Below are 18204 nucleotides of genomic sequence, written 5' to 3' on the forward strand. Positions count from 1 at the left end.
TCAGCTTTAGGAAAGATTCCTGCCATGCCAATGATTGCAATATCTTGAGGATCAGCATTTGCTTTTTTAGGATTGGCATTAAATCCTGTTAAATGCGCCAAACATCTCCCTTGTTTATCCCACAGACTTGCACTTGCGGCATCCGCGCAAAGCATATGAGCACTATCAAGATCCAGCATGTTTAAAACTATACGTTCAATGTATTGAGGTAAAGCGGGTTGGCTATTGCTGCCTATGTGAGCATCCTGACAGTGCATGGGACCATGTAGTAACCCTGCTATTTTGGCAGTAATATTGGAAGATGAGGATAAGATGGCAGTCAACTTACCTTTATCTAGCTGATAGCTATCTGATAAATGATAAATTTTACCTAAATAATGCTTGTCCGAAGCAGTAAAATTCCCCTGCTGCATTGAAAGAGAGGGTGCAGAGAATGGCGATACTTTCAATTCCTCTTGCGAGAAATGCAATACACAACTCAGTAATAATTCCAGGCTGCTATCAGCATGAATTAAGTGAATAGAGCACCGGCCTTGCTCATCACAATCGAGTTGTAAACGGACCTCATAATCCTCCCTATCCGCAATCAAAGGACGATGAATATTTAGTTGCTCAAGATGAAGATAGGCCGCAGGAGAAGCAGGAAAGGCTTTCAATATCATCATCAAATAGTTATCTAAGGGCAGTATCATACGCCCATTCACCCGATGCTCACGCCAGAAGATATTCTTTTGTGGAGACAGTTGATATTGACGTTTTATCTTATTCATAAACCGACTCTCCAAGGAATACATCATCCACCTCTAATTCTGATGGCTTATCCTCTTTAATCTTTTCAGAAATCAATTGATGCAAAGCGTGTAAGGTTGGATAAGAGAAGATAGTAGACGCTTTTAAAGAAAGACTATATTGGGCATTCAGTATTGCGATAAAGCTAACCCCGGTAATAGAGTCTAAACCCAGTTCTGCCAAAGGCCTTGATTCATCAATCGGTTGTGTGGGCTGCATTTGCAAACTGGCGCGTAATGTATCTTTTAAGGTATTCATAAGGCCATTGTGACTTGCCATAGGCACATTGGTTGTTAATGGACGTGTAGCCGCCTGCTTTATTTTTTGCGCCAGTAATACTACCTGATTGCCATTATGATCATACAAAGGATTCGCACTTTCAAATCCCGCCAAACGGAGGTTATGAAGCCAACTATTTTTCTCTAATAATGGACAGTGGGAAAACGATGCATGGTTTTTTCTCTCACGCCATAGTTCAAACATCCCAAAGATGAAGTTTAAAGCCAGTTGCTGCTTTGTGCCTTCATTAATCAGCAATCTGCCGCCAGATGTTAAAATACGGTTTATATGGTGCAGACTATCGTTTAAATTATCTGCCAAATGCAGGACATTCGAGGCTATCACCACATCATAACTATCCGATGATAAAGCGCTTAACTCATTGATGTTGATAAACTGAGTTTGTAATGGGAACGGCAATTGAGAAGCTACGGCTTCCCCTTTTGCCAGAAAGTATGCTGACACATCGGAATAACAGTACTGAATCGACAGATCTGCTAAATATTTGCTAATAGCCTTAGTAGTTGCCCCCAGACCAGCGCCTAACTCCAATATTCGTATTGGTTGCTCAACATCCATTAAATTTTCTTGCAGATAAGAACCAATGGCCTCGTTACATGCAGTCGATTCCGGTAAGTTGCTGTAAACCTTTTCCAATAAAAGACTGCCTTCCGGGCTAAACAGTATCTCATTGGCACTAATGCTTTCTTCCAGCAATCGAGGGTAATGCTGAAAACAATAATGACAAAGTTCATATAAAGCCTGATAGGCAGGATCCTCTTGGCAATTTTGTTGGTATTGCAGATTTAAATCCTGTTTAGAGTTCGCGAGTACCTCAGAGAACAACTGCATCTTTAAATAATCAAAGAGTTTCAGATTATTACAGGACTGCTGTTTTAAGGTGTGTATATAACTACTCACTAATGCATTCGCCCTATCATAACCGGTCAATAAGGCAGGAATGCTTTGACTTTGAGAGGGCTCACAGCGTGGTTGAATAATGACTTGGGTGGCCTTGCCTTCCAAGGCAAGCTCCAGCCATTTTAACCCCATATCAGTCGGAATGGGTTCATAGCCTAATGCCCTCGCCTGATTCATGTAATAGGGGTTACTCACCGCTCCCACATCCTGCCAGATACTCCAGTTTAACAGGCGAAGATCATATTCTGGATCCTGAAAATTCAAGTGGGCATAGGCATCGAAAAACTTACTGGCGGCAGCATAATTCGCTTGTCCAGCAAGACAAGCGAAACTCTGTACTGATGAAAACAACACGATCTTTCGGCATTGCAATTTTTCACAAAATTGTTTAACTGCCAAGATAGAAGCTTGTTTTGTTGCAAATACGCGTTTAAAAGAGGATAGAGACATATTAGCAACCGATGCATCCTCTAGTTGCATAACACAGTTGAAAATAGCATCCAAACAAGTATATTTTTCCTCGATGTAACGTAGCGCCAAAGCCACCTCATTGGGACTAGTCACATCCACCGGCAAATAGTCGATGGCATCAGGATATTTTTTTAAGAGTGGATGATCATTCTCTGCGAATGACTTTCTACCAATGACTATTAATTTCGCGGCATATCGCTGCACTAGATAATCACACAAGCAGCTTCCAATCCCGCCAAAGCCCCCCATTACCATTATCGTGGGGGCTGACTGTAGAAAAGGACCATTAGACTGATATGTGCTTTTCGCCAAAACATCTTGATAATATTGCCCATCCTGAACATATAGGGTTTGATAGGAACTATGAAAATTAACCATTAAGGATTGAATGTCTCCATTGTTGTGGCAATAAATTTGGCATTTCCAACCTGGATGTTCCTTACTTAAGGATTCAAATAATCCGACAACAGCAGATGCCATTGGCGTAATTTTAGCTATATGCTGACAAGCAATAAAAACCTGGACAGTCAAAGGCCTGGTTTGAAAACTTATTGCCAACTTATTTGCCGCCAAAAATACTTCATCAATTGCCAGGCAAGCAGCTTCATTCAATATGAGAATGACACGGTCAAAAGTACCATTCATAAAGGATGGATTAATTTCTTCACCCAACCTGACTACCGACACAGTATTGGCTGCTTCTAATTCATTCATTGGCTTGAGAGCATCTGTATGTATGACTAATAGCTTTTCTCTTTCAATTCGATGACCAACGATTGACGTATCGCAAGATTGCCGTTGTTGGTGATAAAAAACGTCGATTTGTTGCTCTGCAAACCAATAGCATGTACTCGCAAATGGATACAATGGTCGTTTGGCAGCTCCGCTGGTATTTAAGCTAGCCTGGGGTGCTTGCAAGATTGCATGCACGTTTACTCCGCCAAAACCAAAAGAGTTAATACCCACAGTCAATGGGGCATCTGGATAATGACGCCATTCCTGGTTTTCGGTGTTTATTTTAAGACATGAATTTTCTAAAGAAATTTGTGGGTTTAACTTGTTAAAACCCGCCTGACCTGGAATCAATTGATTCTGCATCATCAGTAAGACCTTGATTACTGAAGCTAATCCGGACGCAGGTTCCAAGTGACCAATATTAGCCTTTAATGATCCAAAATGAATAACCTGCTCTGTCTCTTTAAAGAAGGATTTTATCCCATTAATTTCGATGGGATCGCCAATTGGTGTACCTGTACCATGCGTTTCAATATAGGATATTTGACTTTTATCAATTTTTGCGTAGGCCTTCTCATAGAGCTGACGATGCGCTTTAGAACTGGGAGATGTTAAGGTGTTGGCTTTTCCTCCATGGTTTACAGCACTCTGCAACATCAACGCATGAATAGTATTATTCTGAGCTAATGCAGTTGATGCTGCTTGCAGAATAACAACAACCACACCCTCGCCACGTACATAACCATCCGCTTGCTCATCAAAAGGAGTGCACCGTTTTTTCTCAGATAACATACCTGAATCAGTAAATGATTCAAAAAAAGTATCGGCAAGCAGTAAGTTCACTCCACAAACAATGGCCGTCTCACATTCTCCGTTTAATATAGATTGCGATGCTTTATGAAGTGCATATAATCCGCTCGAGCAAGCCGTATCAATGGACTCACTTGGCCCGTGCAGGTCAAAAAAATAGGAAATTCGATTGGCAAACAAACAATGGACTGACCCCAATGGAATATAAGGATTATCACAATGATGCTTTATTAACTGACTATAATAATCAAACGTCGAAGCGCCTACAAACACGCCAGTATTGCTTCCTTTTAATGTGGAGGGTTCAATCCCGCTATGCTCAAGCGCATGCCATACGGTTTGTAATAGCAAGCGTTGCTGAGGATCCATCACCTTTGCCTCTATTGGCGAAACGTTAAAAAAAGCTGCATCAAAACATTCTACCTTATCAATAAAAGCGGCATCATGTGTTTTCATCCATGCTTTTCTAAACGCCGGTGTCTTTTTTATTATCTGTTTCTTTTCGGTAAGAATTTGCCAAAAATCATTTAAATCTTTACAGTCCGGCAACAATGCATGGTAACCAACAATGGCTATCCGCGACCCGGATTGTGGTTGATTTTGTGAAATGGGTAATTTTTCTAATGGATGAATTTGAAAAGCATCCAAAAATTCACCAACCGTTTGGTAATCATAAAAAGAAGCCGCAGTAAGCGATTCATTGACTACTCCATTCAAACGCACGGCCAGTTCCGATAAGGTAATGGAGTTGTAACCTAAATCACCAAAACTTTTACTACGGTCAAGAGGGAGTGCTTGCTCAATAATCTCAGCTATTATTTGTTCAATCATATTACTATCAGCTATCTTGGAAGTGAAGGGAGGCACCGTGTCAACTGGCTGCGCCAAATGGGTGCTTAATGGAATTTTTTTGTTTACTAATGATGCTATTAAGCGCTCCTTGCTTCCGTTAATGCCAACAACTTGTGGGGAATCACAGGAAAGAGTCTGTGATAGCAGATTTATTCCTTGCTGCGCGCTCAGTCCCCCCATGCCCCATTCTTGCATCATACGGGCTTGTATGTTCTTCGGAATACTCATTCCTGCCGTTGTCCAGAACGGACTATTCAAGGCAATGGTTTTGCCATACCGTTTTCCTGAAAGACGTGCATATTCCCGTTGGTGAGCGAAGGAATCAAGGTATGCATTTGCTGCTGCATAATGAGCTTGTCCCGGATTAGGCAGAATAGAAGCGTAAGAAGACAACAAGAGAAAGAAATCGAGCTTTTCCGAGGACAATAAATTATCAAGGTGAATCACACCCTCAATTTTTACCCGCATTACTGCATCAATATCTGAAGCATCCAAATTGCAAAGCAGCTTGTCCTGCTGCCATCCGGCAGCATGAATGATTCCATGAATAACGCCATATTGTTTTTTAAACCTACTAATAGCCTCAGCCAGCTGTTCTTGATCACATACATCGACTTGTTGATAATCAATAGCATGGGCAGCAAGCCATGAGGATTGGTCCTTCGCTTCCCTCCGCCCCAGCAGTAATATTTTTGCCTGATAGCGTTCAGCAAGATAGGCAGCAATTTGCTTTGCTATACCCCCTAGTCCGCCAGTAATGATGTAATGTCCATTGGATTTGAAGGGGTTGGATGATACATCCGGCTTTATGGTTTGATAGTGACGAGACATTAACTGGTTAGATGAATTAACCATGACCATGCCTGATAAATTGGCGGTATATGGCAAGTTCCCCAGATCATTTTCCTCCCAAAGAACCGCCCTTTTTTTGCCCATCTCCCCAGACACGGGGAGATGCCCCGTGGCCGGATGAGGAGAGACTGGAGGCTTAGCAAGATCCAGGACATAAAACAGATAATTAAACCAGGAATATTCAGCAGTTAAGGTCTGTAAAAATCCATTCCAGGCATGAGCAAAGACTTGATTACTCTTATTTAACTTAAAAACAGCAATGTATTTATGGCGTCTATAGATATCAATATCGCGTTTCATCTGCAGCATGCACTGTTTCAGCTGGTTATAATCCAGGATCTCTATTTGCGAATAAGGAACGCTGCCTTGGGAGAGTGTCCCCGCATCAGGTATTACTAATCCTTGCCATGTTGGTTGTAAATAATTTAATTGACTCTTTGAAACCACCTGTTGAAGATGAATAGGCACCATGCGAAAGGCATGAATTGCCGTGATGATTCTCTGATTTTCATCAAACAAAGTGATATGGTATTGCACTTGATTAACACTGTTTTCAATGGTTTCACAAAATACTTGAAACGATTTAGGCCACGGTCGATACAACTTAAGTTGCTGAATGGACTGCGGGATATACACTTGATTGGCGGGCAGTTCTCCTTGCAGCACTGATACACACTGCAGAACCGAGTCGAACAATCCAGGGGCAAGGGTATAATTTTCATCTGCTACAGCACTATCAAGCTGGATGCTTGCAACACAACATTGCTTGTTTTGATCGATCAACAGGCTTTTAATACCTTGGAATGCCGGTCCATGAAACCATCCTTTTTCACGAAACGTTTGATAAATAGACGCCACAGGGTAAGCGTGGACACAGCCCTTCATTTTATCATTGAGAGATAATTCCATTAGCTCCATTCGCTGGGCAATAAGTCTGGAATGAGGTTTTATATTATCTAAACTGATTTTCAGCTGATTATCTTTTATTTCATGATTCAGCTTGATTTCAACATTATCCTCTTCTTGTTCACAGAAAATAGGCGATAACCACTGTATGTCATTCAACTGCAAAACCTGGCTGTTAAATTTACTAAAGGCAAACTGCGCCATATAGTATATATGAGCTACCCCAGGAAGAATGGGGGTTCCAAACAATTGGTGCTGAGAAAAATAGTACTCTTGCCTATCAAGGATAATGGCTTGCGTCTTTGTCTCAGTATACCAATAACGGGTTCTGGCGAAGGGATAAAGAAGAGTTTCTGCTTTTGGTTGATTAACATAATCGCTAAGGATTGCATGACCATTACTTCCACCAGCACCAAAGGAACTCAAACCACATAAACGAGAGCCAGCCGCAACTGACCACTGTTCTTTGCTCTGCAATACGCGTAATTTATTTTGATCAAAGTCACAATAAGGATTCAACGGCAAAGAATGCGCATTGCCATAAAGGCAATTATTTCGATATTGCAAAATAAGTTTAACAAGCCCCGCAAATCCAGCGCATGCCTCGCTATGCCCCATATTACTTTTGACAGATGAAATGCCAAGTGAATGAGTAAACACTGTGGACAAGGCTTTCGTCTCAATCGGATCGCCTAATTTTGTTGCGGTGCCATGGGTTTCAACAAAGCATACTTGTTCATGCTGAATATTGGCTTTCGTTAAAGCCTTTTGAATAACCTCTTCTTGCAAATGAACATTGGGTACTGTATATCCATGAGTTTTACCACCGGAATTAAGCGCCGTCGCTTTAATTACTGCATGAATATAATCTCCGTCCTCTATCGCCTGCGACAATCTTTTTAGACAAAGTACCACTATTCCTTCGGCATAAACAAAACCATCTCCATTCTCAGCAAAACTATTGTTTTGATCAGTCGGGGAAAGCATTCTGAGATCACTTAACTCCACCATCTGACGAGGATGTACAATCAGATTTGCGGCGCCCGCCAAAGCAATCTCGGTTTCACCAGATAATAATGATTGGCAAGCCAAGTGTAACGCCGTTAAGGAAGATGAACATGCGGTGTCTACGGTCAGGCTGGGTCCATGTAAATTTAACGCATAAGAGATTCTATTTGCAGCAGACCAATAACTGCAGGCTGAATTTGCATGAGATTGATTTTGCCACTCGTAACACCAGCTATAATAGTTACCGCTTAACCCAATAAAAACACCAATTTGATTGTTATCATGGACAGGCAAGCACCCTCCCGCCTCTAAAGCATGATAAGCATTTTGCAGCAGCAATCGCTCTTGGGGATCAATTAACCGAGCCTCACGTGGAGAAATAGTAAAGAAAGCAGCATCAAAACAATCAATGTTTTCCAGAAAGCTTCCCTTACTTGCATAGTTATGCCCTGGCATAGGTTCTTTATGGAAATAGTCCTTTTGCGCCCAACGGCTGACAGGCACTTCGGAAAAAGCAGTGCCTCCTGCTTCCAGCATAGCTTCAAAACTTTCATAACCACCATGAGGTAACTGATAGCTTAAACCAATAATTGCGATATCCTTTTCTGCAACGGGCGCCCCGGCTTTTTCACCCTTTCTTTCCTCTTGTTGATGCTGTGACACACCCAAATAACCGGCAAGCGAGGCTACACTGTGATCAGCAAATAAATCGGCAATGCTAAGGCTATTAAAATGAGGACGTAACTTTTGGTATAAATCACTTAAACTTAAAGAATCAAATCCCAGTTCAGACAGTTTTGCTGATGCAGATATCCCATTTGAATCAATATGCAGAGTAGCAGCAATCCTGCTCTTTAGATCCTCCAGGCTGAATCCATCAGGTGATGAGCAAGAAGGATTGAGTTCGTTCGTGTCTTTTTCCTGAAGCATTGTAGCCACAAAAACTTGTTGTTGAGGATTAAAACTATGAAGAGGGCTAGCTATCGTTTTTATCTGGGTGAGTCCAACCTCTTTAAGAAGTTTCAACCAGGAAAATGAGCATAATAAAGGCGAACCCTGGATACGATATTGACTGTCTTGCGTTTTCCACCACCCTTCAAAAAGGCCAAAAATAGCCGTGGTATAAGGCGTTTTTTCAATTAATTCATTAACTAACAAAGTTCCTTGATCGTTTAGGCAGCGCTTTAATTTTTGTAAGGTTTCGAGGATAGACGGCGTGGCATGAATAACATTAGTAGCGATAATTACATCGAATTGTTTTTCAAAGGGATGTCCGCTTTTTATATCATCAATATTTAGCGCACAAAAGTTCATATGGGCGTATGGAGAAGATAATTTGCTTCGTGCCTTATTAACCAATGCCTGTGAAATATCGGTAAAGGTATATTCAATCTGATCCTGGGGTTTAAGCTGAGACAATAGTTCCAGAGTAGTCGCCCCGCTTCCCGCTCCAACCTCTAAAATACGTAACTTTTTATTCCGATCAATGAGCTCCCTTAACTCTCTTGCCAAAGCGATATTGGCAAAATCTGCACTACTATGTCCCTTATAAAACGATTCAACTAAATCGGTCTGGCCAGATGGAAAAATAACCTGATGGGCAGGAATGCTTCGATTCATTATCTGGCTGTATTGGTTAATTACCGTATCAAATAAACTGAGTCTTCCGCGATAGTCGCTTGCCAATAACAGTTGCCTTAACCTGAGTATTTCCTTTTGGTAATTCTCAACATCATCTAATGACAATTCTTTTTCTTGCCATAATTTCTTTAATTCAGCATACAATAATTGGAAATGGCCCTGAAAAGATTCCGTAGCCTGGCATAATTGACAAAACACACTTAAGATGACGTAATCTGCAAGATTATTATCGAGATTATCGCTAAGCTTACTCATCAATATGTCATCCCGGTCAATTTTTGTGATAATTGCTTCCGGGACATGATGAGCTATCTGACATGCAAGTTGACTCACCAGTTCATCAAAGCGAATCGGCCGCATATGATATTGGCTTAAGTATTGACGATAATCACTTCTGGCAGCCAGGCCAATTCCATCAATAACCCCTAAATAACTAAGCGTTTTTACAGGATGGGGGCTTTGACGCAGTAAAGTCGACTTGATTAATGACTCGTAACAATAAATGCTCCCTCCCAGGTTAGGAAAGTACGCTTGAATCGAAGCGAAAACATGTATCGCTTTAACAGAACTTGTTAATTGATCAGAAGCAAGCCAGGCATTAGCGTCCCAACGTTCTTTCAGTGCACGTTGCAATTCTTCAGCAGTCATTTGCACAAACAGTTGATCATTGGTGGCAATCGCAAGATGAAATAAAGCATCAATCGGCTGTTTTTCAGATAACGAGTGCAATTGACGGAGCCATTGATGAGTATTACTGATATCACATTGAACATAATTTATTTGCGGCGAATCAATGCGCTCTTTTACCGTCGTTGATAGTTCCGACCATGCTTTTCTGCCAATCAGGATAACAGTTGCTTCATATTTCTCACAAAGAAAATTACATAACTCCAAACCCAAGCCGCCAGTACCGCCGGTAATGACATAGTGGCCTTTTGTCTTGAAAGCTTCTGACCTGGTATTTGGCTTTAGTTCTACTAAAGAATGATGATACTGATGCCCGGCAGTATCAAAACAGCAGATTGTTGAATCACCAAACTCTAAGGAAATTGCCTTACCCAGTAACTCGGCATGTTGTAAAAAGAGTTTATCAGGATGGGAGATTGATAAAACCGGTTTTTTATTTTCATTTATCAACTGGTGTAAGTTTGATAACAACTGTTGATAATGGGTTAATCCAACCTTCTCTTCAAATTGAATTTGCCGAATATCCTTGGCAATGGAGTTGGTTTTATAATGATGGCAGACGGTATAAAGCGAAGCTTCGGATTGTTTCATAGCAATAATTCCCTGACGATAAAAGGGCATGTCTTGATAATCTTTGTCCCAACGTGCGTCAACACCATTCAGCCAGCAAAATTGCAACAAACGGGCATGGTCAATTGAGGAACTGTTCTGATTAGCTGATACCAATTGGATGATACAGGATTCATTAAGGTGAATAAGGCAATGGGCTTTCCCATCATTGCAATCCTGAGTATTTGGACGCTGAACTTTTAATTCGGCAAGCCGGGGCAACTGACGATAGTCAATGGATTTAATCCGACTTGGCAACCGATTCGATAATAATGCCTGAATCGCTACATCACCATTTATAATAGAAATTGCGTCCTCTATAGAACAAATCTCTTGTTTAAACAAAGCTATCCACTCTCGATATTGCCATGGGAATGTTTGTAAAGTCTCCTCTTCAGCAGCTTGCAAGGACCATTTCTGCGTTAACTGAACACGCAACCACAGCAACTGCAATATCAGGCTTTCGGTTTGAGCCGGAATAGCGGCGTGTTGAAGACAATTTATCAACAGGGAGTTATTCGATGCATGAGCAAATGCTTTGAATGTATATTGGTATTGATAGATAGACTGACATTGTTTTATAAATTGTGAAAACTGCTCGTCATGTAATTGGGGTAAATCAGACAATTCTTTAATGTATTTATCCAATGACTGGAAAGACCAATAATCCTGATTATTTAAACGAATCATTGTTCCTTCAGTATGGGAAAATCTTAAAGCAAATTGGCATGCTGTACCATAGGCCTCGATTAAAACAGGTGCGGGTAAATAGTTTAGACAAATATTATACAATTCTAAGCATATAGCTTCGTTAGCAAAATCCAATTCAATACAGTACTCTTTTTCAGGTGTATCTTGCCATTCGCTTAAATCACCATTTGGCAGTAGCCAAAGCATCGTCCTCTGTTCTGGCAAATGTCGTTGTTGTAATTGGGAAAGGGCAAAATGCGTTATGAAATTGTCATGATGCTGATATTGTTGCCTCAACCGGGTTTTAAGAAGCTGCAAATTATCTTTATCTTTTGCAGCAAGTAACAAAGGTAATTTTCTATCACACGATATGTTAATGTCTGGTGATGCAACACTCTCCAGAATAGCATGCCCATTACTGCCGCCAAAACCAAAAGAACTCACTGCGACATGTCGATGCGGATAGTCCAACATCGTCTCATTAATCTGCAGGTTGGCCGGCATAAGGAGGTTAGCTTGCCCTGTCATATGATGTGGGGGAATTTGTTGATGCTGTAAAACAAGAATGCCTTTTAGCATCCCCAACAAACCTGCTCCGGCCTCCAAATGTCCTAAATTGGCCTTGATACTACCGATGTACACATTCGGATAGTGCTGTTGAATCGCCTCTAATTCGATAGGATCGCCTAAACTTGTACCTGTACCATGGGTTTCAACATAGTTCAGATCAAGTGATGCCGCCATCTCCTTTGTTCTAGCTAATAAATCAGATTGAACCTTAACACTGGGAGCAGTCATACTGGGCGTTGTACCATTATGGTTACTACAAATACCAATAATTTTTGCCATTGGTTTCAGATACAGTTGCTTGGCCAGACTTTGTCGTGTCAGTAAAAGACATACAGCTCCTTCCAATGGTATGTAACCATCTGCGTGCATCGCAAAAGTATTGCAACTGCCAGAACGAGATATCATTCCGGCTTGCCTAAAACTGCGATACCGGTGACTGCTGCCAATATGATTTACACCTACCACAAACACCCAGTCACATACTCCCGCTTCAAGGCTAAGGCAAGCATCTTGAACAGCAATTAAGGAAGAAGCACAAGCCGCATTAACCGTTTTACTCGAGCCTGTAAAATTGAAAAAATGAGAGGCTTTATTAGCAATGGAGGCTTCGCAATGATTTAAAAAAAAACGACTATCTACCTGGACGCCATCTTCGATCATACGATGTAAGTGATCAACAGACATCACCCCGGCAAACACTCCCGTGTTGAAAGATTGCAAGATTTCTGCCGAGAGATTGACAGACTTTATTGCTTTATCAATCACATGAATCGCAAGATATTGCTGTGGATCAACCTGCGATAGTTCTGATGAAGAAATTCCATATTGATTGACAAATCCCCAATCATTTAACAAGTTAGCATTGGTTAACGATAATTCATCACAGCGTTGGCGGTGCTGGCTGGGGGTTAAATTCCTTTCCCGTTTTTGACACAATTCTTCCCAAAGAGCTTCCAGTGTATGAATTGAAGGCAATTCAACACTGGCTGCAACTACAACACAAGGATCTGTAACATCAACTACTTCAGAATGGGGGCTTGTTTTGTCCATTACAACTTACATCCTCGTCCATTACAACTTACATCCTCAAGGAGAGGCACTTGAGGAATTTCCAATATTTCCTTAGCAGCGGTGTCACGTAAAATTCTTAATTGTTCGACAAAGTTAACTTCCTTGAGCAATGCGTCAGCAGATTTTAAAAACATCCTGGCGATATAGTAACGCCCTTCTGCCGTGCCTTTGTCAATCTTATGCAATTTTGGATTAAATTCACTAAACCGCGGTAAATTTTCTACAATAGCTGGATCAATGGTGTACGATGCATCCCCATTAATAGCCACTGAACAAATAGCATAGCGAAGATACGCATATAGTTTAGCCAATTGATAGGTTGCCTCGTCACGTACACTGACGCCTTGATTGATGTACGCCATTAAAAAAAATGCTTCTTCAATCGGATTCAGGCGAAGAAAATTGGCGATAGTGGCCACATCAATAAGCGGTTGACCTACCCGAGTGAACTCCCAGTCGATCAGTTTAAACTGATGTCGTTTAGCACTATAAAGAATATTCCAGGGATTAATATCAAAATGACAAATAACCTGCTTAATATCTTTTCCCAACACGGGATCAATCTGACGAATAAGGGAGATCGCCCATTTAAACTCCGCTAAAAACGGCATGGTTACAGCCTGTCTCAGGACAGTATCAACCATTTCATCGAATTTATCTTTTTTGAAGAAACTCGTGATTCTGGGTTGCGGTGCACAATGAAATGTTCTTAATGCTGCCGCCAGTTCAGCCAGATGAGACGGTTTACGCTGGATTAACCAGCTCATGTCATTCTCAACAAACTCACTAATTTGAACTCTGTTGGCAAAATCAGCGCGCTCTACAAGTGGACCTACTTGTTGTTGACTGGCAAGACTATTAACTACACACTCTGGAGTGAATGAAACATCACCATTTGCCACCACTTTAATTACAAACTTGTGTAAGCCTGTATCAAGGAAAAAATTCTGACAAAAAGGAGATAATCCACCTGCTAGCAGCCCCAAGGTTCCTCTTGGTTCAGGCATAAAGCTTACTAAAGCATTCCATAATCTTCGACCTATATCCTCGGATTTAGCTAAAGCCATTACGTTTTTTTGACTAAAGGTTTGCTCCTGACTATGCAGGGAACGAACCATCGCCGCCCAATCTCGACTCACTGATTTTAATTTAGCAAGTTCAATAGGCGATAGCAGGTTAAAAATCTTATTCCAGACAATATAGGGTAAGGGTAAATAATGCAGTTGCGCTCGAGGCGTCTCTTCTAACAAATTGACCTGTTTGAAGTGATAATCATTTATTGTAAGCATGGCTTGTCTGATTAGCATAATGCTAATGAAATAACGACCGGCATCACTTCCTCTGTCAACAACACCATGTTGGTCAGGTCGATACTGATTAAATGCTGGAATAGATTTGGTATCCATCATTCGTACATGTTCAGGATTTTTGATATTTGCTGCAAAACTAATCGCAAAGCGTAGAAGAGCAAGCTGTTTCATCAAATTAAAATGCTTCATTTGCTCTTCAGATGGTTTTTTTCCAATATATTTCTCTAGCAAAATGTCGCTTTGATTCACACTCAAACGCAGGGTCGATCCAATGGTAGCCAAATCCAATAAAGCATCATTAACACCGGCACATTCCCAGTCAATAAAGAAAATATTATCCTGTTGCGCTAACAAATTATTAGGATTGATATCATTATGACAAAGGGCATCCTCCCTGGTTAGCGCAGCGAAATAGTCGAGCTGCTCAAGGGCATAAGCTAACAAATAAAATTCTGAATACTTCTGAATCATGGCTTCAAGTTGAGTACGCCTTAAAGATATCAGCGTCGAACTTTCAACCTCCGAGGGTCGTTTTAATTTTGGCCCTTTATGAATCTGTCTTAGTTTGGCGGCTAAATCCTCTAGCTGGTTTGTATTAAGATTCCTCAACAAATTTGGATCATTGTCGACAAACCGCATGATAAAAATGCCAGAAGCAAAATCAAAATATTCTATTTTTGGGGCAACCCCAGACTCAGAAAAAAATAATGAAGCAAGAATCTCATGATGCCTTCCACTGCCATGATGAATTTGACGAACAACAAAACTCTCTTTCCCAGTGTTTACCTTATAACTTATCGCCCATGGAGAACATCCTGCGGTCAGACGTTCAATCGATACTGAATTTGTTTTTTTTGATAACACCTTCAACAAATGCGGCATCAACTGGTCAACAGGAACCTCATCGTCACAATTTACGGTAAGATTTTGAGCCCCAAAGGGAAAGTTGTTCCATGCCCGATTAACTTTACCAAGTTGTGCTTTACTGTCTTTATCGAGAAATCTGGTAATATTATTGACAACGCTTAAAGGGAGTTGATAAGAAAAGAACATCTTGAACCTTTTTACAATCAAATCTTTTTAGTATACATTGCTCATTATTTTGAATCAATGACATTATTTTAGCCTTCATATTTCTTTGTTTTCTTGAATTAATTCAAAGGTAATCACTTAATCATTGACGATTGAATGGCATAAAGAATACGACCTATCACTTACTCTATTGAAATAACTCAGAATGTGAGCCTGTACGAGCCAATCGTAACAATTTAAGTTGGTCTTCACTTTTATAGATAAGCAACCAACCAGATGAAATATGGCACTCTCTAACCCAATGCCATTAAGTTAAGAAATTTGTCATCCCCGCGAAGGCGGGGATCCATCCATCAAACAAGGTAAGGAGCCAACTTGAGAAATGTATCACCGCCTGAGGTGAACTTATCCCTTGATATGGTAGAATAATGCTTTTTAAAGAAGCAGTAATATGAATTTTCCTCCTCCAAAGTACACTCAAAAACAATCTATAACTCAAAAACTATTAATAATTAAGTCCATGTTTCTGGTAATCTTGGTAATTATTACACAAGCGAAAAGCCTTTGATGGATGGCATCATCCAGAGAATTTATTTGAGGAATCCGTTATGACACTGAGCTTTGAGAAAATGGGTCTGCAACATATTGAAATTATTTTTGATTGGCTTGCAGAGTCTTTTGTTCAGGAGTTTTGGGATAATACGCAGGGACATAAAGACGATATTCTAAATTTTGTAAATGGCAGAAAAGAACCTTCGAATTATTGTGACGGCATGTATGTTTATTGGGTAGCAAGCTGTAATGGTCATCCATTTGCAATGCTCATGACGATTCAAGAAACTGCAGAAGATCATATTGATGACATTAAATTAAACTACCTTTCTAAAACAGGCCATACTTATGGCATTGACTTCATGATTGGCAATAAAAATTATTTTGGCAAAGGTTATGGCGCTAAAACATTATCAGAATTTCTTGATTTTTTCAGAAAAGAATTCGACGTATCAGCAGATACATTCCTAATCGACCCGGCTAGCGATAATCCCAGAGCAAAAAATGTCTACATGAAAGCAGGTTTTAAGCACGTGGCTGATTTCATAATGTCTGGCGATGTTTCTGGTGCGGGTAAATTACATCATTTGTTAATTAGAAGATTTGAACCTGCTGAGTCTGACGATAAACCATTTAACATCACGATCGATCTTGCACGTCAGCTCATCGCTGAGCAATTTCCCGAATTTGCTCATTTACCCATTGAGCCGGTTGAAAAACAAGGACACGATAATCGCACCTATCGTTTAGGGCGGGAGATGTTAATCCGCATGCCAACTGCTGAATCTTATGCGTTGAAAGTGCCTAAAGAACAATCCCTGTTACCCAAGCTCGCGCCCCGCTTAACCGTCAGTATTCCAGCTCCAATCAAAATGGGCGCTGCTTCAGGTAGATATCCCTATCCATTCTCCATTTACAAATGGTTGGAGGGCGTGAGTATTAATCTTCTCATGTTGGATAACGAATGCATTGAAAAACTTGCATTTGATTTAGCGAGATTTTTAAAAGAACTGCAAAATATCACCGATGTTTCAGGACCAGTTCCAGGCCAGCATAATTGGTGGCGAGGCGATCATGTCAGCGTGTATGATAAAGGCGCCCGCGATCAAATTTCAGAGCTATCAACTATTATTGATGGGAATAACGCGATAAAATTGTGGGAGCGGGCCTGTAAGACAAAATGGAGCAAGTCTCCTGTATGGATTCATGGTGATTTTGCCATCGGTAATATGCTGCTTAATGAGGGTAAACTATCCGCTATTATTGATTTTGGCGGGATGGCTTTAGGTGATCCTGCTTGCGATCTGGTGATTGCATGGACTTTTCTTAACGGAAAAGCGCGCGACATTTTTTTCCGGGAGATGGGCCTGGATGAAAACACTTGGCTTCGTGCAAAAGCCTGGGCTTTATGGAAGGCAACTTTCGAGTTGTGCCAAATAACAGATAAAAACAGTCCTGAGGCGCTTATACAAAAAAGAATTATTGAGGATGTAGTAGATGAGTAAAAAGGTGTCAAACCTCAGTAAGAAGGGATATTTTTTTATTATAAATCTTATTTAAGCGGCTTGTATGGTATTAGCTACCGTATTAGCTAACTCACGTCGTTCATCTATTCGAAAAGTACCTACAATCTGGTTATTTTTCATAACCAAACGTATTTCAGGTACTTGAGGTTGATGCATTGTCAAGCCAAAAATCACACTTGTCGCAACATCATGTTGAGCAAGCGATTTTGTATAATTTAAGTTTATAGGTTTAAAAGCACCTACTAATAGTTGATTGTTTTCTATAACTCGAAAATTATTTTCTTTTAACGTATCATAATCTAATGCTTTTTTAATCATATTAAAGAAACCTAAAAATTTAATTTCAACCTTCGACACAAAACTAACCTACGAGAGTTTTTCTAAAAACCTTTAATGCATAGCGCTGATTCCATTTTTCCAGGATTTTCTGACAGGAACAATAGGTAACGTGCCTAAAGTTATTTTTTTATTTAAAGCACAGATTTTTAAATTTACCCGTATCTGCCCCCTCTCCCGCGAAAGGAATTTGAATAGTATACAGATGGTTCTTCGCGGGAGAGGGTTGGGGAGAGGGCCTGTTATCCCAAGTCAGAGTAATGGGCTAAACCCAATAGAGCATGATCCACATATCTATAAAGAGAGAAATATCGTTGAATGTTTATTTCAAAAAATTAAGCGCTGCAGAAGAGTCGAAGGTAATTCCATAGATGCTGTTCTGTAAGGGTGCTTTGCCTGCGTAACTTCTTTGCGCGTTGCCTCAGTATCGATTTGTCCACTTCCCTCTCCCCAACCCTCTCCCGCGATGAACCATCTGTATACTATTCAAATTCCTTTCGCGGGAGAGGGGGCAGATATGGGTAAATTTAAAAATCTGTGCTTTAAATAAAAAAAAT

At 40.5% G+C, this 18204-nt stretch carries 5 protein-coding genes and 1 pseudogene (1 of these 6 running past the window's edge); 1 reads left to right on the forward strand and 5 read right to left on the reverse strand.

Annotation, left to right across the window (positions count from 1 at the left end):
* The 4 genes and pseudogenes from ACFORL_RS09660 to ACFORL_RS09675 all read right to left on the reverse strand — a co-directional run.
* A protein-coding gene (locus ACFORL_RS09660) for a beta-ketoacyl synthase N-terminal-like domain-containing protein (protein ID WP_382343457.1) crosses the window boundary here: on the reverse strand, window positions 1-770 show its 5' portion. The gene continues 6859 nt to the left of window position 1, outside the view; 770 of the gene's 7629 nt are visible here — the first part of the coding sequence; the start codon lies at window positions 768-770; its stop codon lies off the left edge, out of view.
* Window positions 763-12870, reverse strand: coding sequence for an SDR family NAD(P)-dependent oxidoreductase (locus ACFORL_RS09665; protein ID WP_382343459.1), 12108 nt, complete (start codon window positions 12868-12870; stop codon window positions 763-765). Before ACFORL_RS09665 ends, ACFORL_RS09660 begins: the two co-directional genes overlap by 8 nt.
* Window positions 12870-15275 (reverse strand): phosphotransferase, encoded by a 2406-nt coding sequence (locus tag ACFORL_RS09670; RefSeq protein WP_382343461.1) that lies wholly within the window; start codon window positions 15273-15275, stop codon window positions 12870-12872. Before ACFORL_RS09670 ends, ACFORL_RS09665 begins: the two co-directional genes overlap by 1 nt.
* Before the next feature lie 145 nt (window positions 15276-15420).
* Window positions 15421-15528 (reverse strand): annotated as a pseudogene (locus ACFORL_RS09675) (type II toxin-antitoxin system mRNA interferase toxin, RelE/StbE family); the annotation flags it as partial.
* Window positions 15529-15841: 313 nt separating this feature from the next.
* Between ACFORL_RS09675 and ACFORL_RS09680 the strand changes: the two are divergent.
* On the forward strand, window positions 15842-17290 hold the full coding sequence (locus ACFORL_RS09680) for a GNAT family N-acetyltransferase (protein ID WP_382343463.1): 1449 nt from the start codon (window positions 15842-15844) through the stop codon (window positions 17288-17290).
* A gap of 51 nt (window positions 17291-17341) precedes the next feature.
* Here ACFORL_RS09680 and ACFORL_RS09685 read toward each other — a convergent pair whose 3' ends face one another.
* Window positions 17342-17629: a hypothetical protein gene (locus tag ACFORL_RS09685; RefSeq protein ID WP_382343465.1), complete on the reverse strand. Its 288-nt coding sequence runs from the start codon at window positions 17627-17629 to the stop codon at window positions 17342-17344.
* Window positions 17630-18204 lie beyond the last annotated feature (575 nt).

The organism is Legionella dresdenensis (assembly GCF_042649825.1).
Taxonomy (GTDB): Bacteria; Pseudomonadota; Gammaproteobacteria; order Legionellales; family Legionellaceae; genus Legionella_C; species Legionella_C dresdenensis.